The organism is Streptomyces albus subsp. chlorinus, from assembly GCF_013302895.1.
GTDB lineage: Bacteria > Actinomycetota > Actinomycetes > Streptomycetales > Streptomycetaceae > Streptomyces > Streptomyces chlorinus.
On record NZ_VJOK01000001.1, the window covers coordinates 3,667,902 to 3,684,401 of the forward strand.

The 16,500-nt window shown below is 73.1% G+C and carries 17 protein-coding genes and 1 pseudogene; 9 read left to right on the plus strand and 9 right to left on the minus strand.

What is annotated here, in order from left to right; genetic code table 11:
- Window positions 1–934: 934 nt before the first annotated feature.
- The 3 genes and pseudogenes from FM076_RS16310 to FM076_RS16320 form a co-directional block, all read right to left on the minus strand.
- Window positions 935–1,498, minus strand: a pseudogene (locus FM076_RS16310) (pyridoxamine 5'-phosphate oxidase family protein); the annotation flags it as partial.
- Between the two features lie 165 nt (window positions 1,499–1,663).
- Window positions 1,664–2,914: a globin domain-containing protein gene (locus tag FM076_RS16315; protein WP_430625928.1), complete on the minus strand. Its 1,251-nt coding sequence runs from the start codon at window positions 2,912–2,914 to the stop codon at window positions 1,664–1,666.
- A 638-nt stretch (window positions 2,915–3,552) separates the two neighbouring features.
- Window positions 3,553–4,263, minus strand: a complete 711-nt coding sequence (locus FM076_RS16320; RefSeq protein ID WP_173871473.1) for an HAD family hydrolase — start codon at window positions 4,261–4,263, stop codon at window positions 3,553–3,555.
- 160 nt (window positions 4,264–4,423) lie between these two features.
- Here FM076_RS16320 and FM076_RS16325 point away from each other — a divergent pair, with 160 nt between their 5' ends.
- From FM076_RS16325 to FM076_RS16335, 3 genes are all read left to right on the plus strand, one after another.
- Window positions 4,424–4,999, plus strand: a complete 576-nt coding sequence (locus FM076_RS16325; protein ID WP_173871475.1) for a DUF2269 domain-containing protein — start codon at window positions 4,424–4,426, stop codon at window positions 4,997–4,999.
- Between the two features lie 164 nt (window positions 5,000–5,163).
- Window positions 5,164–5,667 (plus strand): MarR family winged helix-turn-helix transcriptional regulator, encoded by a 504-nt coding sequence (locus tag FM076_RS16330; RefSeq protein WP_173871477.1) that lies wholly within the window; start codon window positions 5,164–5,166, stop codon window positions 5,665–5,667.
- 35 nt (window positions 5,668–5,702) lie between these two features.
- Window positions 5,703–6,209 carry a GNAT family N-acetyltransferase gene (locus FM076_RS16335; protein WP_173871479.1) on the plus strand — a complete coding sequence of 169 codons (507 nt, stop codon included), beginning with the start codon at window positions 5,703–5,705 and terminating at the stop codon, window positions 6,207–6,209.
- Between the two features lie 218 nt (window positions 6,210–6,427).
- On the opposite strand, the gene FM076_RS16340 is transcribed toward FM076_RS16335, so the two are convergent.
- Entirely contained in the window at window positions 6,428–6,865 is a 438-nt protein-coding gene (locus tag FM076_RS16340; RefSeq protein ID WP_173871482.1) for a MarR family winged helix-turn-helix transcriptional regulator, read from the minus strand.
- 131 nt (window positions 6,866–6,996) lie between these two features.
- Here FM076_RS16340 and FM076_RS16345 point away from each other — a divergent pair, with 131 nt between their 5' ends.
- Window positions 6,997–7,947, plus strand: a complete 951-nt coding sequence (locus FM076_RS16345; protein WP_173871484.1) for a quinone oxidoreductase family protein — start codon at window positions 6,997–6,999, stop codon at window positions 7,945–7,947.
- Window positions 7,948–8,309: 362 nt separating this feature from the next.
- Complete coding sequence (locus tag FM076_RS16350; RefSeq protein ID WP_173871486.1) at window positions 8,310–8,918, plus strand: DUF1062 domain-containing protein; 609 nt, start codon at window positions 8,310–8,312, stop codon at window positions 8,916–8,918.
- Between the two features lie 156 nt (window positions 8,919–9,074).
- On the opposite strand, the gene FM076_RS16355 is transcribed toward FM076_RS16350, so the two are convergent.
- Window positions 9,075–9,455: a YunG family protein gene (locus tag FM076_RS16355; protein WP_173874796.1), complete on the minus strand. Its 381-nt coding sequence runs from the start codon at window positions 9,453–9,455 to the stop codon at window positions 9,075–9,077.
- An 82-nt stretch (window positions 9,456–9,537) separates the two neighbouring features.
- On the opposite strand from FM076_RS16355, the gene FM076_RS16360 reads away from it, so the two are divergent.
- Entirely contained in the window at window positions 9,538–9,693 is a 156-nt protein-coding gene (locus tag FM076_RS16360; RefSeq protein WP_173871488.1) for a hypothetical protein, read from the plus strand.
- A gap of 232 nt (window positions 9,694–9,925) precedes the next feature.
- Complete coding sequence (locus FM076_RS16365) at window positions 9,926–10,678, plus strand: dienelactone hydrolase family protein (RefSeq protein WP_173871490.1); 753 nt, start codon at window positions 9,926–9,928, stop codon at window positions 10,676–10,678.
- 282 nt (window positions 10,679–10,960) lie between these two features.
- Here the strand turns inward: FM076_RS16365 and FM076_RS16370 are convergent, their stop codons facing one another.
- Window positions 10,961–11,518, minus strand: coding sequence for a hypothetical protein (locus tag FM076_RS16370; RefSeq protein WP_173871492.1), 558 nt, complete (start codon window positions 11,516–11,518; stop codon window positions 10,961–10,963).
- Between the two features lie 86 nt (window positions 11,519–11,604).
- Here FM076_RS16370 and FM076_RS16375 point away from each other — a divergent pair, with 86 nt between their 5' ends.
- On the plus strand, window positions 11,605–12,072 hold the full coding sequence (locus FM076_RS16375) for a MarR family winged helix-turn-helix transcriptional regulator (RefSeq protein ID WP_173871494.1): 468 nt from the start codon (window positions 11,605–11,607) through the stop codon (window positions 12,070–12,072).
- Window positions 12,073–12,201: 129 nt separating this feature from the next.
- On the opposite strand, the gene dnaB is transcribed toward FM076_RS16375, so the two are convergent.
- Entirely contained in the window at window positions 12,202–13,755 is a 1,554-nt protein-coding gene (dnaB, locus tag FM076_RS16380; protein ID WP_173871496.1) for a replicative DNA helicase, read from the minus strand.
- 460 nt (window positions 13,756–14,215) lie between these two features.
- Between dnaB and FM076_RS16385 the strand changes: the two genes are divergently transcribed.
- The gene (locus FM076_RS16385) at window positions 14,216–15,562 is read left to right on the plus strand and encodes an MATE family efflux transporter (RefSeq protein ID WP_173871498.1); all 1,347 of its coding nucleotides are present in this window, start codon (window positions 14,216–14,218) and stop codon (window positions 15,560–15,562) included.
- A gap of 135 nt (window positions 15,563–15,697) precedes the next feature.
- On the opposite strand, the gene rplI is transcribed toward FM076_RS16385, so the two are convergent.
- Window positions 15,698–16,144 (minus strand): 50S ribosomal protein L9, encoded by a 447-nt coding sequence (gene rplI, locus FM076_RS16390; RefSeq protein ID WP_173871499.1) that lies wholly within the window; start codon window positions 16,142–16,144, stop codon window positions 15,698–15,700.
- A gap of 18 nt (window positions 16,145–16,162) precedes the next feature.
- The gene (rpsR, locus tag FM076_RS16395; protein WP_003978893.1) at window positions 16,163–16,399 is read right to left on the minus strand and encodes a 30S ribosomal protein S18; all 237 of its coding nucleotides are present in this window, start codon (window positions 16,397–16,399) and stop codon (window positions 16,163–16,165) included.
- Window positions 16,400–16,500 lie beyond the last annotated feature (101 nt).

The following is a 16,500-nucleotide window of genomic DNA, read 5'->3' on the forward strand; positions in this document are numbered from 1 at the left end:
CGGGCGGCGCGTCCGGAGCGGCGGCGTACCCCGGGGCATGCTCAGGCGCGGGGGTGTAATCGGGCGTGGCGGCGTACCCCGGAGCAGGGGCGTACTCGGACGCGGCGGCGTACCCCGGGGCCGGCGCGGGGGTGGCCGCGTACGCGGGTTCCAGCCCCTCCGGGGAGGCCGGGGCGGGCGGGGTGACCGGCGCGGGGGGCACCGGGACCGGCGGGACATGCGGGGCCGGCGGGACCTGAGAGGTCGGAGGGGTTGCCGGAGCCGGCGGGGTGGGCGCGGTGGGCGGCTGGGTCGGGCGCGGGGGCGCCTGGAACGTCATCGTCTCCTCGCCCGGAGCGGGTGGTGCGTCCGTGGCGTCGGGGGCGGCGCCCGGCGCGTCGGGGGCGTCCCGCGCGCCCGGCACGTCGGTGGCGCCCAGCGCGTCGGTGGCGCCCAACATGCCCGGCACGTCCGTGGCGTCGGGGGCATCAGGAACGTCGGGGGTATGCGGCGCGTCAGGCACCTCGGGCGCTCCCACCGCGCCAGCCGCGCCAGGCGCCCCAGGCGCACCAGTCGCACCAGGCGCACCCGGCGCCTCACCGGACGGCTGCTGGTGAGCGGTGGCCGACCCGGCGTGGCCGTCACCTCCGACTCCGACTCCGACTCCGTCATTGGTTCCGGTCACGGCTCCGACTACGACCCCGCCGCTGGTTCCGGCGCGGGCTCCGGTTCCGTCCCGCCCGTCGCCGCCGTCCTCGGCGCCGCCCCGCACGGCGGCCCGCTCGGGCTCGCATTCCCGGTTCCATTCCGGGGCCGGTTCCCGGTTCCGTCCCGGTTCCGGTTCCGGTGTCCGTTCCCGGGGTTCGGGGCGGGGTCGGGGCTCGCCGGCTTCCGGCGGCTCCTGGTCCGCTGCCGCCGAGCGGGCCCGCGAGGCCCGCTCGGCCCGCGCCGCGCGGGCCTCCTTGGCGACGCCGAAGAAGTCGCCGCCCTTGCGCTTGTAGTCGTCGGTGCCCCACTCGCGGGCGGGGCGGCGCGGGGCTTTCTGGAGGTGGGGTATGTGCTTGGCGCAGTGGATGTACGCCTCCTCCACGTCCACCCGCACCCACAGCACCGCCCGCCGCCCCGGTACCGGGTCCTCGGGCAGGTCGGGGATCCAGGGGCGCAGTTCGGCGTCCTCCAGGACCTCGGCCCGGCCGTTGACGTGCAGTCCGATCCGCGCCCGGAGGAAGTCCACGAGGAGGAGCCCCACGTGCGGGTTCTCCTGGATGTTGCCGAGGCTCGCGTGGACGCCGTTGCCCCGGTACTCGGGGAAGAGCAGCGTGCGCTCGTCCAGCACCCGCAGGAAGCCGGGCGGCCCGGCGCGGAAGCTGTTGTCGCACTCGCCGCCCCGGTCCGCGGTGGCGAGGAAGAACATCTCCTGGTGGCGCACGAACTCGCGCATCCGCTCGTTGAGATGGTCGAGCACCTGGTCGTCGTAGAAGCGGTGCGCGCGCGTCCGGGTGCCGAGCCGCTGCTGCAGGGCGTGCTCCCCGTCGCTGCCGGGCAGCCGCCGCAAAGGCGGGTGGTGGTCCGCGTGCGCCATGTGCCCCGCGGACGCGTCCCCGTAGCCGTTCGCCTCAGTCACCGCCGACACTCGTCCCTTTCCTCAGCAGGTTCTCGCAAGCCAGTCGGAACACCCCATCACCTAGGCGCGCCGCGCGACCAGTTCGTCGAGGGAATCGTGGCGTATCCGGTGGGTGGGAATACCGAGTCCCACCAAGGTCTCCACACCGGTCCGGATCATTCCGGGCGGACCTGAGAGATATCCGTCATAAGCGGACCAGGGCCCGTATCTGCGGACGGCGTCGGGCAGTTCGCCCGCGAGCGCGTCCGGTGTTCCCGGGGCGCCGCCCGAGGCGACGACGGGGCGGACGGACAGCCAGTCGAAACGGTCCTGGAGATGGCGCATCGTCTCCAGGTCGTAGAGGTCGTGGTCGGTGCGCGCGCCGTAGAACACCTCGACGGGGCGCGGCCTGCCGTGGCTCGCCACGTCCTCGACCAGGGCTTTGATGGGTGCGATACCGGTGCCGCCGCCCAGGCACAGCAGGCCGCTGTCGGTGCCGTGGTCCACGGTCATCGACCCGGCGGGCGGGCCGAGCCGCAGCACGTCGCCCGGACGCGCCCGCTGCACCAGCGCGGTGGAGACCCAGCCGGCGGGCACCGCTTTGACGTGGAAAGTGAGCAGCCCGTCGGAACGGGGTGCCGACGCGAACGAGTAGTGCCGCCACACGCGCGGCCACCAGGGCGTCTCCAGGCTGGTGTACTGCCCGGCGCGGAAGGGGTACGGCTGGTCGGGGCGCACCGTGACCACGGCGATCTGGGCGGTACGGCGCTCGTGCGCGACGATCTCCGCGTCCCACCAGGCGGGAGCGCGCTGCTCGTCCTCGGCCGCCGCGTCGATCATCGTCTGGGAGATCGCGGTGTAGGCACGCACCCAGGCGGCCTCGGTGCGCGGGCCCCAGCTGTTCGGCGCGTAGCGGGCGAGGGCCGCCATCAGGCACTCACCGACGGCCGGGTAGTGGGTGGGCAGCGTCCCGTACTTGCGGTGGCCGCGGCCCAGGTTGGCCAGGTACTCGGCGAACAGCTTGCCGTCGTCGTAGAGGCGCACCGCCGTCAGCAGCGCGCGGAAGAGCCGGTCGCGCTGGCCGTCCATGGCGGCGGGGAACATCTCGCGCAAATGCGGATACTGCACGAAGAGCAGGGCGTAGAAGTACGCCGTGGCCGCGTCGGAGGAACGTTCCAGCTCCGCCATGCTGGCCCGGATCAGATCGGCGTCGGCCAACTCGCCACCGCCGCCGTCACCACCCCCGGAGCCGCCGAAGCCGCCGACGGCGGCGGCCACGGGGACGGGGCCCGGTGCGGGGGCGGCCCCCGGTGCGGGGGCGGCCCCCGACACAGGAGCGGCTCCTGACGCGGGAGCTGCGCCCGGGGCCGAGGCTGGGGCAGGAGCCGTCCCCGCGATCGGGCCCGGGGCCGGGGCGGGGGCTGTGCCCGGGGCCGGGGCCGGAGCGGCGCCGGGGGCCTGGGGGAGCGGCTGGGCCCGGGACCGGGGACCGCCGTGGGCGGCGTGGACCTCGGTGCGGACCTCGGTGCGGACCTCGGTGCGGGCCCGGTCCTGGGCCGGGCCCGACGGGTCGGCGCCCGGTGCGCCGCCGTCCGCGGCGGGGGCAGCCGTCCGCGGTGCTGCCTCGCCGGACGCCGCCGTGGTCTCGTTGCCGGCCGGGGTGGGGCGCTCCGCGGCTGCGGCATCGGACACCGGGGTGAACCAACCCCGGCCGCCGTTGCCACCGGCGGACGCACCGTCGCTGCCCGACATGGTGGTCATGCTCGCCTCGCCTTGTACGTCTTCCGGACGTTCTGTGCTCATCCGTGTTCCGAAAGTTTCGGTAATCCGCCCCCTGTGACCATCGAGCGAGGAAACCTTCGCGTCCTTATGCACGATGCGGGAGGGACCCGACCCTACCGTGAAGGCCCCACTCCACAACCCCTGTTCGCGGTTCCACGGAATTCCGTGATTCGGAACACCGCCGTGAATTAGCGTGCCGGGGAGACGAGTCCGTAGGCCTCTCGAAGATCACGTCCCGTGTAGTGGTACGAGGCGAGCGCCCGGACGTGCCGATCGGCGTTTACCGCGACCGAGACGGGAACCGCGGCGAACAACTCCGCGTCGGACAGGGAGTCTCCGTATGCCACGCAGTCATCGGTCCGGACCCCGAATTCGGCACAGAGTTCCTCCGCGATCCTCACCTTGGCGGCGGGCGAGAGAATCCCCGAAGGGTCGAGTGGATGCCCGGGATACCTCGTGGCCTGGTTCGGGATTGCCCGCGGAACCTCCGGCCACCGTGAACCGTGCGTAGCGTCGGCCCCCCAATCCCGTAGCCGCCGCACAAAGAAATCCGGCGAGAGGGAAATCACCGCACAGCGCTCCCCGTTCGCCCTGATCTGCGCCCACACCTCGCGAATACCCGCCAGCCACGGTGCGGCCGCGAAGGCTGCCTGGACGACCTCCTCGGTGAGGTGCGCCCACAGCGCGCACGCGCGGGCCGCGAACTGCGGCGGGGTCAGCTTGCCGTCGGCGAAGGCCCGCTCGAGTGCGCGGATCTCCCGCTCGACGCCGAGCTGCTGGGAGATCTCGACGGCCGCCGCCGACCCGTACAGCAGCGTGCCGTCGAGGTCGAAGAGGTGCAGCCGGGAGCGCCGCCGCCCCGACGCAGGTCGCCCACTCGCGTTCCGAACCGGGTCCATACCCGCGATCGTACGGCCGCCCGGCTCCTCCCCGGAGGGCTCGCGGACAGGACGGACGGAGGAGTGGAGGCGCGGTCCCGGTGCGTACTCGGGGACGAGCAGGCGTGGATACTCCCGCTGTCGGACGCCGCCGGGCCCTCGGCGCCACAGACTCCTGGGCATGCGGCAACTGACCCGACGTGCCCGCAGGGGCACCCTCACCCTGCACGTCTGCGCCTCGGCCGGGTGGCTGGGCATGACGCTGTGCCTGCTCGCGCTCGGCCTGACAGCGGCCCTCGCGGGGTCGGAGGACGGGCCGGAACACGGGCCGGGGACGGCGGCCGGCCCGGGGACGGCGGCCGAAGCGGCGTACCGCTCCATGAAGGTCTTCGGCGACTGGCTGGTCACCCCCCTCGCGCTGCTGACCCTGCTCAGCGGCCTGATTCTCTCCCTGGGCACCCCATGGGGGCTGGCCCGGTACCGGTGGGTGTGGCTCAAGTTCTGGCTCACCCTGGCGGCCACCCTCGCGAGCGTGCTGCTCTTCCGGGAGCGGATCAACAGCACGGTCTCCGACGCCGCGGCGGGAGATCCCGTGCTGCCCTACGAGTTGGTGGTCCCCCCGGCCGTCTCGTTGAGCGCCTACGTGTTCATGACGGTCATCTCGGTGCTCAAGCCCTGGGGGATGACCGCGCGGTGGCGGCGCCGACGGGCCGCGGCCGGAGGCCGACGGCGAGCGCCGGCAGGGCGAGCGGCCTGAGGGAGCCTCCCCTGCGCGTAAGGTGCGCGTAAGGGTTACAAGCGTAAACATCAATTGCGAGCACCTCATACGTGCAATCGCTGGATATTGCGGCATGGCCTACCCTGGGGAAAACCTTGTGCGAGCGGCGAAGGAGCCGCCCGGGCCAGGAGAGGAGCCGCCCGATGACACGTCCCGACCCGGGTCTCGCCCACGGCTGGTGCGCGCTCTCGGCGCTGCACGGCCGGATCGAGTCGCACGTCGAGCGGGCCCTCCAGGCCGGCCACGGACTGAGCGTGCGCGAGTTCTCCCTGCTCGACGTCCTGAGCGGGCAACACGACGGCGACGGCGGCCACTTCCGCATGAACCAGCTCGCGGACGCCGTCGTGCTGAGCCAGAGCGCGACGACGCGGCTGGTCACACGGCTGGAGGACCGCGGGCTGCTGCGCCGCTACCTGTGCCCTGACGACCGGCGCGGCATCTACACCGACGTCACCGAGGCGGGCCACGCCCTCCTGGAGGCGGCCCGCCCCACCCACGACGCGGCGCTCCGCGAAGCCCTCGACGCCGCCGAGGCCCGGCCCGAACTGGCCCCTCTCGTCACGGCGGTCCGCACCCTGGCCCCCGCCGCTGCCCCGGTCCCCGGCCGGGCCTCCGCCGCGGGCCCCGCCGGAGTGGCCACCTCCTGACCGCGCCGGAAGCGGTCGGGCGTAGGGTGCGGAAGATGACCACCGCAGCCACCGGCTCGACGGCGGCATCCGCCGAGCCGCCGTCCGCCGACGCATTCACCGTCCGCAGGGCGACCGCCGACGACATCCCCGCCCTCGTCGCGATGCTCGCCGACGACCCGCTCGGTGCCACCCGCGAGTCGCCCGACGACCCCGCCCCGTACCGCGCCGCGTTCGCCCGCATCGACGCGGACCCGAACCAGCAGCTCGTCGTCGCCGAACGCGACGGCAGGACGGTCGGCACGCTGCAACTCACCGTCATCCCGGGCCTCTCGCGGCGGGGAGCCTCCCGCGCGCTGATCGAGGCGGTACGCGTCCACGCCGACGCCCGGGGCACCGGACTGGGCACCCGGCTCATCACCTGGGCCATCGAGGAGGCGCGGCGCCAGGGGTGCGCGCTGGTGCAGCTCACCTCCGACGCCACCCGCCTCGACGCCCACCGCTTCTACGAGCGGCTCGGCTTCGAGGCCTCCCACCTCGGCTTCAAGATGCCACTGGAATGAACGGCTTCACGGTGCCGCTGGGCTGAACCGCGCGGGACCGGCCCGCCCGCCCCGTCCCCGTCCCCTCCGCGCAGCGACCGTCCCCGTCCGCACGGCGACCGACCCCCTCCACACAGGCGACCGGTCCCTCCACACAGGCGACCGGTTCGTGCTCGCTGAGAGCCCGTCCCGCACTCACAGACGGCCCGTCCCGCACTCACAGACGGCGCGTCCCGCGCTCACAGGCGTGCCGCGCGCTCCAGCAGCGCCACGAAGTCGGCCTTCTCCCGTGCGGTGAAACCGTCCAGCAGCGCGTCGTTGGCCCTCTCCGCCGCGGCAGCGCAACGGGCCAGCAGCCGCTCCCCCTCGCCGGTGAGCCGCACGGCGTTCTTGCGGCGGTCGGCCGGGTGGGGCTCACGGCGTACGTAGCCGTCCCGCTCCAGGTCGTTCAGGATGCCGACGACGTCCTTGGGGTCGAGCGCGACGCTGCGGGCCAACTCCGCCTGAGCGACGGGCTGGTGGTCCGAGGCCGCGGCGAGCACCACGTGGTGCCACATCCGCAGCCCTTCCTCGGCCAGCGCCTCGGCGACCAGCGCGCGCCCGCGCGCGGCGGCCCGGCCGAGCAGCCAACTGGGCAGTCTGCGGATGAGCGTGGGGGCGTGCGGCGTCTCGGGCATGGTGGCAGCGTACCGCGAACGTGGGTGTCCCCCACGATAATCGTTGGTAATTCCCATGACCTTGGACTACCGTTGGGGCTTCCAACGAATTGGGGCCTTCCTCGCCCCCTCCTCTTCCCCTCGGGAGTCATATGCGTCGCGTCCGCCACACCCTCGGCACCCTCACCGTCCAGGACGTCCCCGCACCCGCACCGGGACCGGGCGAACTCCTCGTCCGCACCGAAGCCATCGGCGTCACCCTCCCCGCCGTCCGCAATCTTGCCAAGGCGGCGCCCGGGGCGGCCGGGGCGGCCGGTGAACCGCGGCCCGTCTCCGGCGAGGTCGCCGGGACGGTCGAGGCCGTCGGGCCGGACGTCACCGCCTACGCGCCCGGCGACCGCGTCACCGGACTCTGCTTCCAGGACGCCTACGCCGAACTCGCCCTGCTACCCCTCGCGATGGCCTCACCCGTCCCCGGCCACGCCACGGCGCGCGAGGCCGTGGCACTGCTGCGCGGCGGGCTGGTCGCCCTCGGCGCACTGGAGGCCGCCCGGCCGCGGCCCGGCGAGACGGCACTGATCACCGCGGCCGCCAGCGGCGTCGGGCACCTGGCCCTCCAGCTCGCCCGGATACGCGGCGGCGCCGCCCGCGTCGTGGCCGCCGTGAGCGATCCCGCCGCGAAAGGCCCGTTCCTGCGGGCGCTCGGCGCCGACGCGGTCATCGGCTACGACGAACCGGACTGGACCGCCGACTGCGGCCCCGCCGCCTACGCGCTCGACGCCGCCGGCGGCGCACACCTCACCTCCGCCGTCCGCGCGCTCGCCGACGGCGGACGCCTCGTCGCCTACAGCTCGGGCGGCGGCACCCTGAACGCCCACGACCTGCTGGCCGGCGCCAAGTCGGTGACCGGCTTCCAGATCGCGCGGGTCGCCCGCGAGGAGCCGCACCGCTATGCCGCCTGGCGCGAGGAACTGTGGCACCTCCACGCCACGGGCGCCCTGCGTCCCGCCGTCGCCGCCGCGTTCCCCCTCGCCTCCGCCGCCGAGGCCCACGCGCTCCTCACCGCCCGCGCCAACCTCGGCAAGATCCTCCTGGTCCCTTGACCCCCTGATCCCCTGGCCCTCTGTTCCTCTGGTCCCCTTGGTCCTCCGATCCCCTGGTCCCTTGGTCCTCTGCCCCCCTGATCCCTTGATCCTCCGATCCCCTGCCCCCCCAACCCCCTGGTCCTGTCTCTCTCCCCCCTCGCTGCCGCCTCCGGACCCCGCCTGCGGGTCCGCCGCTCCACGCGAAAACCGGTGGAGTCGCACCTCGGGGCGCCGCTACCATGCTTCCGCCCCTGCCGCCTCAGCGAGGACGTGCCGTTGTACACCCAGTGAGATCCCCCGAGCGCTGATCCGTCGCGCGTCGCGCATGTGCGCCGCGCTGCTTCCTGCTGCGGTCTTCTCACTGGAACCGGTGTACTTCTGTGCCCAGGACCTGGGTGGTTGTTCCCACCTGCCTGCCCCTTGTCATCCGCCGTTGCCGCACCTGCGCGTCCGAGCGCTTCCGGGCACACGGCAAGTTCCGTCTCAACGCCCACCACAAGCTCCTCGACGCCTGGCTCCTCGCGCTGTGCGCGGTCTGCGGGGAGACCACCAAACTGACCGTCCTGGAGCGGGTCACCGTGCGCTCCATACGACCCGAGCTGCTGGACCGGCTGCACCACAACGACCCCGGCCTGGCGGCCGAACTGCTCCAGGACCCGGTCGTGCGGCGCCGCAACCGCGTCGCCCTCGACTGGGACGGCGCCTGGCGCCTCGACACCGACCCGGACACCGGCGCACCGGAGTGTCCGGAGGACGAGGCGGTCGAGGTGGAGGTCCGCTTCGCGGCGCGGATACCGGTCCGGCCGGTGCGGCTGATCGCCGACGGCTTCGGCCTACCGCGTGCCGAGGTCGAGCGGCTGATCGCCGAAGGGAGCCTCGTCTCGGCCGTCCGCCTGAGCGGAAAGGTCACCGGCGGCTTCACCTTCACGCTCAAGCGAGGAAGCGATGAGAGGCCACGCCCAAGCGAGGAGGCCACGCTCAGGCGCTGAGACCACCCGCCCAAACGCTGAGGGCTCGCTCACGCGATGAGGCTCCGTGAACAGGGCCTGTCCGGGTCGCGCCGCCGGACAGGCCCCGGGGACGCCGGACGGGGGCCGGCCGACCCCGCGTCACAGGACGGCCGGTCTCCGCCCGGAGGCCCTGGTTCAGATGCCGAGCCGCTCCCGCACCCGGTCGCGCAGCAGCGAATACTCCACGGCGCGGCCCGGGGGCCGGCCCACGGGCCGCGGCACGGAGACCCCCTCCGTGACGACCTGGCCGGCGCGGAACTGCTCGCGGGTCAGGTCGATTTCGCGGCCACCGGGCAGCCGGTTCCACCAGTGGAAGCCCTGCCGCTCCCCGTTCACCGCGTACACCTCGCCGCACATCAGCTCGCCGCCCAGCAGATCGTGCACCACCAGCGCCGTCACATCGCACTGGCCCCAGGCGGGATTGTCCGGGCTCCAGCCCGCGCGGGCCAGGTCGTCCGGCGAGCAGGTGTCCGCGCCCCAGGATTCCCGCAGTGCCCGTTCGATCCGCCCCAGCATCCCCTCCCCGTTCCGGCCCAACTCCCCCGTGCCCACGCCCACACCGGCAACCTCGACCGCATCGACACTCATGCCCGCAAGCATGCCCCACCCCACTGACAACCACCCCTGCCGCCCGGATACCGGGCACACGGACCACCGCCGAGCGCGCCCCCCGCGCCGCCACACCGGCCGCACCGTCGCGCGCGGGTTCGACAAGGACGGCACCCGGCTCGTCATCGAGCGGATGAGGGGATGAGTGGAGGGAGGACCGCCGCGAGGACGTCTTCGTCCACCGCACGAGAAAGGCCGCCGCACCGCGCGAGGAAGGCCGCCCGCCGGGACGGTGAGCGGGCCGGGACGGTGAGCAGGCCGGCAGGGCGAAGAGCGGTCCGCCGACGCCGAAGTGCTGTCCGCCCCCCGGCGAAGAGCGTTCCGCTGACGGTGAAGACGGATCCCGTCGGACCCGGCTCTCACTACAGTCCGGTTCCATGACGACGGTCACCACGCGCACGGTCATCTACCCGGCCGACGGCCTCACCATGGTCGGACACCTCGCGCTCCCCGCGGGCACCGACCGCAGGCCCGCGGTTCTGATCGGCCCCGAGGGGCCGGGACTGAACGACTTCCAGCGCCGCCGGGCCGATGCCCTGGCCGAACTGGGGTACGTGGCGCTCGCCTTCGACATCAACGGTGGGCGCTGGTTCACCGACCCCGAGGAGCTGCTGGCGTACCTGACCCCCCTGCTCGCCGACCCCGGCCGGATGCGGGAGATCGGCCACGCGGCGCTCGACGTGGTCCGCGCCGAACCGCGGACCGACCCCGGCCGGATCGCCGCCGTCGGCTACGGCACCGGGGGCGCCGTCGCCCTGGAACTCGGGCGCGACGGCGCCGATCTGCGGGCGATCGGGACCATCAACGCGCTGACCACGGGCCGGCCGGGCGAGGCGGCGCGCATCCGCTGCCCCGTCTGGGCGGGGGTCGGCTCGGAGGACCCGATCATGCCCGCCGCGCAGCGGGACGCCTTCGCCGCCGAGATGCAGGCGGCGGGGGTCGACTGGCGCCTCGTGGTCTACGGCGGTGCCGAGCACGCCTTCCACCACCCGCCGGTCGACGAGAAGGTGGTGCCCGGTGTCGGCTACCACCCGCTGCACGCGCGGCGGGCCTGGCGCGACCTCGTCGGCCTGCTCACCGAGTGCCTGCCCGTGACGGAACCGGCCACGGCCACCGAGCCGCCGTCCTGACCCGACAGCGAGGAGCGGCCCCCGGGCCGGGGCCCGGGGGCCGCTCCGTCATGGCCCACACGTCTCGTGTCCGTCACCTCTCGTGTCCCGTCACCTCTCGTGCCCTCACGTCTCGTATCCCGTCACGTCTCCGTGCCCCGTCACGTCTCCGTGTCCCGCCGCCTCTCGTGCTCTGTCACGTCTCGCCGTGGGCGAGGGCGCGGGCTCGTCCCACCCATCGCGCGGCCTGCTGAAGGCGTGCGCCGGGGACACGGAACCCGCTGCCCTCCGGGCCGGACATGCTCAGCGGGCGGGGCGCAGCGCACCGAAATCGACGGTGGCGCCGACGAGGCGGGCGCGGACGAGGACGCCGGCGGTCCGGACGGCGATCATGACCAGGACCATGAGGACGAACGCGGTGCCGTAGGTGGCGGGCGGGACCTGGTGCTGGGCCGAGAACGTCCCGAGGGCGTGGGTGAACCAGTGGGTCGAGCCGTAGGCGAAGCCCAGGCGCAGGACCATCGCGGCCGTCCACAGTGCGGCGTAGGGCCAGCCCGCGACGGTGACCAGGCGGGAGTCGGCCGGGTCGCGGCGGACCTGGATCAGGGCGAGGGAGGCCAGGCCGAACAGCAGGCCGACCGCGAGGCCCGCCGCCTCGATCAGGTGGGCCATGCTCCCGGACGGAATCTCCTTGAGGTACTTGAAACCGACGCCCGCGACGATCCCCACCGGCAGGAGCAGCCGCCGGGCGTCCGGGCGCCGGGTGCCGAGCTGGGTGGCGAGTATCGCGGCGAACAGGCCGGTGTAGAGCAGGTAGTCGCTGAGGTGCACGGGATCTCTCCAGGGGGTCTGGCTCGCCATCTACAACCCCAACGATGTATCTCTAGAGATGGATCTGTCAAGATGCATCTGTTGGAGATGCATCAACAGAGATGTAAATTGGGGGCATGGAGATGAGCGACCTGTACCAGCTCGGCCGCCGGCTGGCCGAGATCGCCCTGGAGGACATGGGCGCCGACGCACCCGATCTCGCCCCCGGCGAGTTCCTGGTCCTTCAGGACCTCTTCCTGAACGGCCGCAGCGCGGTGGGAGACATCGCCAGGCGCACCGGCCTGGCCCAGAGCCGCGTCTCCACCAGCGTGCGGGCCCTGGCCGGCCGCCACTGGGTCACCACCGGAGCCGACCCCGCCGACGGCCGCAAGACACTGGTCGACGTCACCGAGCCCATCCGCGCCGCCGGCCAGCAGCGCCGGGCCGGACGCGCCGACAAGACCCTGACCGACGCCCTGGCCGAGGCGGACGACAAGGAGCGGGCCGACCTCATCGCCGCCCTCGAGCGCCTCCACCAACTCCTCGTGGCGGGCCGCACCCTGCGCCGGTTCCCGGACACGGTCACCCCCCGAACCGCCCGGTAGCCCTGGTGAGGTCCGCCCCCGTGAGGGTCACCGTCATGCGCCCGCCCTTGTGAGGCCCCCCTTGTCTTGTGAGGTCCCCCCTTGTGAGGTCCGGTCGGGGCGGCCACCCGGGGGCCGGCGAACGCCCGCTCAGGTCTGCGCCATGTCCACGAAGCGGGAGTAGTGGCCCTGGAAGGCCACGGTGATGGTGGCTGTCGGGCCGTTGCGGTGCTTGGCGACGATCAGGTCCGCCTCGCCCGCGCGGGGGGACTCCTTCTCGTAGGCGTCCTCGCGGTGCAGCAGGATGACCATGTCGGCGTCCTGCTCGATGGAGCCCGACTCGCGCAGGTCGGAGACCATCGGCTTCTTGTCCGTGCGCTGCTCGGGACCGCGGTTGAGCTGGGAGAGGGCGATGACCGGGACCTCCAGCTCCTTGGCCAGGAGCTTGAGGTTGCGGGACATCTCCGAGACCTCCTGCTGGCGGCTCTCGGGCCGGCGCGAGCCGCCCGTCTGCATCAGCTGGAGGTAGTCGATGACGATCAGCTGGAGGTCGTTGCGCTGCTTGAGGCGGCGGCACTTGGCGCGGATCTCCATCATCGACAGGTTCGGCGAGTCGTCGATGTAGAGCGGCGCGTCGGTGACCGCGGGCATCTGCCGGGCCAGCCGCGTCCAGTCCTCGTCCGTCATCGAACCGGAGCGCATGTGGTGCAGTGCCACCCGCGCCTCCGCGGACAGCAGCCGCATCGCGATCTCGTTCCGCCCCATCTCCAGCGAGAAGATCACACTGGGCATCCCGTGCTTGATGGAGCAGGCGCGGGCGAAGTCGAGCGCCAGCGTCGACTTGCCCATGGCGGGGCGGGCCGCGATGACGATCATCTGGCCCGGGTGGAGGCCGTTCGTCAGCGAGTCGAGGTCGGTGAAGCCGGTGGGGACGCCGGTCATCTGGCCGCTGCGGGAGCCGATGGCCTCGATCTCGTCGAGGGCTCCCTCCATGATGTCGGCGAGGGGGAGGTAGTCCTCGGAGGTGCGCTGCTCGGTGACGGCGTAGATCTCGGCCTGGGCGCCGTTGACGATGTCGTCCACGTCGCCGTCGGCGGCGTACCCCATCTGGGTGATGCGGGTCCCGGCCTCGACCAGGCGGCGCAGGACGGCGCGTTCGCGGACGATCTCCGCGTAGTACAGGGCGTTGGCGGCGGTCGGCACCGCCTGGACGAGGGACTGGACGTAGCCGGGCCCGCCGACCCGGGCGATCTCGCCGCGGCGGGTCAGTTCGGCGGTGACGGTGATGGGGTCGGCGGGCTCGCCCTTGGCGTACAGGTCGAGGATGGCCTGGTAGACCGTCTCGTGGGCCGGGCGGTAGAAGTCCTGGCCCTTGAGAGTCTCGACGACGTCGGCGATGGCGTCCTTGGACAGCAGCATGCCGCCGAGGACGGACTTCTCCGCCTCCAGGTCCTGCGGCGGCACCCGCTCGAACCCGGCCGGCGGCCCCTCGGGCCCGCGCTCGTGCTGTTCGGGGAGGGCGGAACGGTCGTCGCCCCGGCCGCCCGCCCCCCGGCGGGAGCCGTTGCCCTTGCCGCCGCCGTTTCCGTACCCGTATCCACCGCCGTTGCCCTGGGGGCCGCGCGTCCGGGAGACCGGGAAGCCCTCTTCGTGGGGGAGGTCGGCGGCCCAGGGGTCCTCGACCTGTTCGGGCTGCTGTGTCACCCCGCCTCGCCTCCTCCCACGGCTCCGTCGTACGGCTCAGTCCTACGGCACAGCACTGACAAAGGCTGGCAGTCGAGACGCCCCGACCCGGGTTACGGCGCGTCGGTGCGACGGTGAAGAAGCAGGGAACGGCGGGCGGGCGCTGGTACACCGTAGGGGGCCCGGGCGGTTCAGCCAATCACCTTATCCACAGGGTGGTGTGGACAGCCGGGCCCAACCTGTGGAGAAGCCGCCGAAAGCTGTGCACGAGTCGGGGGACAGCGCTGTGGATTACTTGCGACCCGACCCTGACAACCGCCTCTGACCTGCGTCTTTGCCATCCACTGGCTGTGCGGGGAAAAAACTTCGCAACGGCACCCACGGGAGGGTCACCGAGGGTGCACAAGCCTGCCCCTTACACCATCAGGTAAGCGGCAGTAGCCCCTTGCGCTCATTACTTGTGGATGTTTGGATCGAACCTATGAGCCCCGCTTCCCCGACCAGGCGCACCGACGTGCGACGCCACGACCGCGAGATCATCGCGCTCGCCCTCCCCGCCTTCGGCGCGCTCGTCGCGGAGCCGCTCTTCGTCATGGTGGACAGCGCCATCGTCGGCCACCTCGGCACCCCGCAACTCGCCGGGCTCGGCGTGGCCGCGGCACTCCTCCAGACCGGCGTCAACATCTTTGTCTTCCTCGCCTACGCCACCACCGCCGCCGTCGCCCGCCGCCTCGGCGCCGACGACCTCCCGGCCGCCCTCCGCCAGGGCATGGACGGCATCTGGCTCGCCCTGCTGCTGGGTGTGCTGGTGATCGCCGCGGTCGTCCCGGCCGCCCCCTGGCTCATCGACGCCTTCGGCGCCTCGGCCACCGCCGCCCCGCACGGCACCACCTATCTGCGCGTCAGCGCCTTCGGCATCCCCGCGATGCTGATCGTGCTGGCCGCCACCGGCGTGCTGCGCGGCCTCCAGGACACCAGGACCCCGCTGTACGTTGCCGTCGGCGGCTTCAGCGCCAACGCCGCCCTCAACGCGCTCCTCGTCTACGGCGCCGGGCTGGGCATCGCGGGTTCCGCCTGGGGCACGGTGCTCGCCCAGTGGGGGATGGCCGCCGTCTATCTGACGGTCGTCGTGCGGGGTGCCCGCCGCCACGGCGCCTCCCTGCGGCCCGACCTCGCGGGCATCCGCGCCAGCGGGCGCGCCGGCCTGCCCCTGCTCGTGCGCACCCTCTCGCTGCGGGCCGTCCTGATGATCGCCACCGCGGTCGCGGCCCGGCTGGGCGACGCCGACATCGCCGCCCACCAGATCACCCTCACCCTGTGGTCCCTGCTGGCCTTCGCCCTGGACGCCATCGCCATCGCGGGCCAGGCCATCATCGGCCGCTACCTGGGCGCTTCCGACGCGGAGGGGGCGCGCGCCGCCTGCCGTCGGATGGTGCTGTGGGGAGCCGTCTCCGGAGTGGTGCTCGGAGCGCTGGTCGCCCTGGTGCGACCGCTGTTCATGCCGCTGTTCACCACGGACGCCGCCGTGATCGACCAGCTGACGCCCGTCCTGCTGGTGGTGGCCGTCACCCAGCCCGTCGCCGGGATCGTCTTCGTCCTCGACGGGGTCCTGATGGGCGCCGGGGACGGCCCCTACCTGGCCGGGGCCATGCTGGTGACGCTCGCCGTCTTCGCCCCCGTCGCCCTCCTGGTGCCCACGCTCGGCGGCGGCCTGACCGCCCTGTGGTGGACCGTCGCAGGTCTCATGATGGGCACCCGCCTGGTCACCCTCGCGCTCCGGGCCCGCTCCGCCCGCTGGGCCGTCACCGGAGCGGTCCGCCAGAGCTGACGCGGGCGGCCCGGGGCCCCGGCGCCGGTCCCCGTCCGGGTCCTGGGGGTGCGGCGCCAGGAAAGCGTCGAGGGTGCGTCCCCCGCGGGCGGGGAACGCACCCTCATGCCGTCGGCCTCGGGCCGGGCGCAGCGCTCAGGCGGCTGCGACCTCGACGTTGACGGTCGCGGCCACGTCGGCGTGCAGCCGGACGTTCACCTGGTGGGCGCCCAGCGACTTGATGGGCGAGCCCACCTCGATGCGGCGCTTGTCCACGTCGGGACCGCCCGACGCCTTGATGGCGTCGGCGATGTCCGCCGGGGTGACGGAACCGAACAGGCGGCCCTGGTCGCCGGCGCGCACCTTCAGGCCCACGCTCAGGCCCTCCAGCTGCCCCTTGATCTCGTTGGCCTGCTCGATCGTCGCGATCTCGCGGATCTTGCGGGCGCGGCGGATCTGCTCGACGTCCTTCTCGCCACCCTTGGTCCAGCGGATCGCGAAACCGCGCGGGACCAGGTAGTTGCGGGCGTAGCCGTCCTTCACCTCGACGACGTCGCCGGCGGCACCGAGGCCGGAGACCTCGTTGGTCAGGATGATCTTCATGGTGTGGTCACCCTTCCCTTATCGCGCGGTCGAGGTGTAGGGCAGCAGCGCCATCTCACGGCTGTTCTTCACGGCCGTGGCGACGTCACGCTGGTGCTGGGTGCAGTTGCCGGTGACCCGGCGGGCACGGATCTTGCCGCGGTCGGAGATGAACTTCCGCAGCAGGTTCGTGTCCTTGTAGTCGACGTAGGAGATCTTCTCCTTGCAGAACACGCAAACCTTCTTCTTCGGCTTGCGAGCAGGCGGCTTCGCCATTGTCTACTCCTAGGGGTTCGCTCAGAAGGGTGGCTCGTCCGAGTAGCCGCCACCGTTGCCGCCAGGGCCGCCGCCCCAGCCGCCGCCACCGCCCTGGCCGC

Coding starts and splice junctions, on each gene's coding strand:
- FM076_RS16320 (WP_173871473.1), bottom strand. CDS start 4,263: ATGGACCCGGTTCGGAACGCGAGTGGGCGACCTGCGTCGGGGCGGCGG.
- FM076_RS16325 (WP_173871475.1), top strand. CDS start 4,424: ATGCGGCAACTGACCCGACGTGCCCGCAGGGGCACCCTCACCCTGCAC.
- FM076_RS16330 (WP_173871477.1), top strand. CDS start 5,164: ATGACACGTCCCGACCCGGGTCTCGCCCACGGCTGGTGCGCGCTCTCG.
- FM076_RS16335 (WP_173871479.1), top strand. CDS start 5,703: ATGACCACCGCAGCCACCGGCTCGACGGCGGCATCCGCCGAGCCGCCG.
- FM076_RS16340 (WP_173871482.1), bottom strand. CDS start 6,865: ATGCCCGAGACGCCGCACGCCCCCACGCTCATCCGCAGACTGCCCAGT.
- FM076_RS16345 (WP_173871484.1), top strand. CDS start 6,997: ATGCGTCGCGTCCGCCACACCCTCGGCACCCTCACCGTCCAGGACGTC.
- FM076_RS16355 (WP_173874796.1), bottom strand. CDS start 9,455: ATGCTGGGGCGGATCGAACGGGCACTGCGGGAATCCTGGGGCGCGGAC.
- FM076_RS16360 (WP_173871488.1), top strand. CDS start 9,538: ATGCCCCACCCCACTGACAACCACCCCTGCCGCCCGGATACCGGGCAC.
- FM076_RS16365 (WP_173871490.1), top strand. CDS start 9,926: ATGACGACGGTCACCACGCGCACGGTCATCTACCCGGCCGACGGCCTC.
- FM076_RS16370 (WP_173871492.1), bottom strand. CDS start 11,518: ATGGCGAGCCAGACCCCCTGGAGAGATCCCGTGCACCTCAGCGACTAC.
- FM076_RS16375 (WP_173871494.1), top strand. CDS start 11,605: ATGGAGATGAGCGACCTGTACCAGCTCGGCCGCCGGCTGGCCGAGATC.
- FM076_RS16385 (WP_173871498.1), top strand. CDS start 14,216: ATGAGCCCCGCTTCCCCGACCAGGCGCACCGACGTGCGACGCCACGAC.
- rplI (WP_173871499.1), bottom strand. CDS start 16,144: ATGAAGATCATCCTGACCAACGAGGTCTCCGGCCTCGGTGCCGCCGGC.
- rpsR (WP_003978893.1), bottom strand. CDS start 16,399: ATGGCGAAGCCGCCTGCTCGCAAGCCGAAGAAGAAGGTTTGCGTGTTC.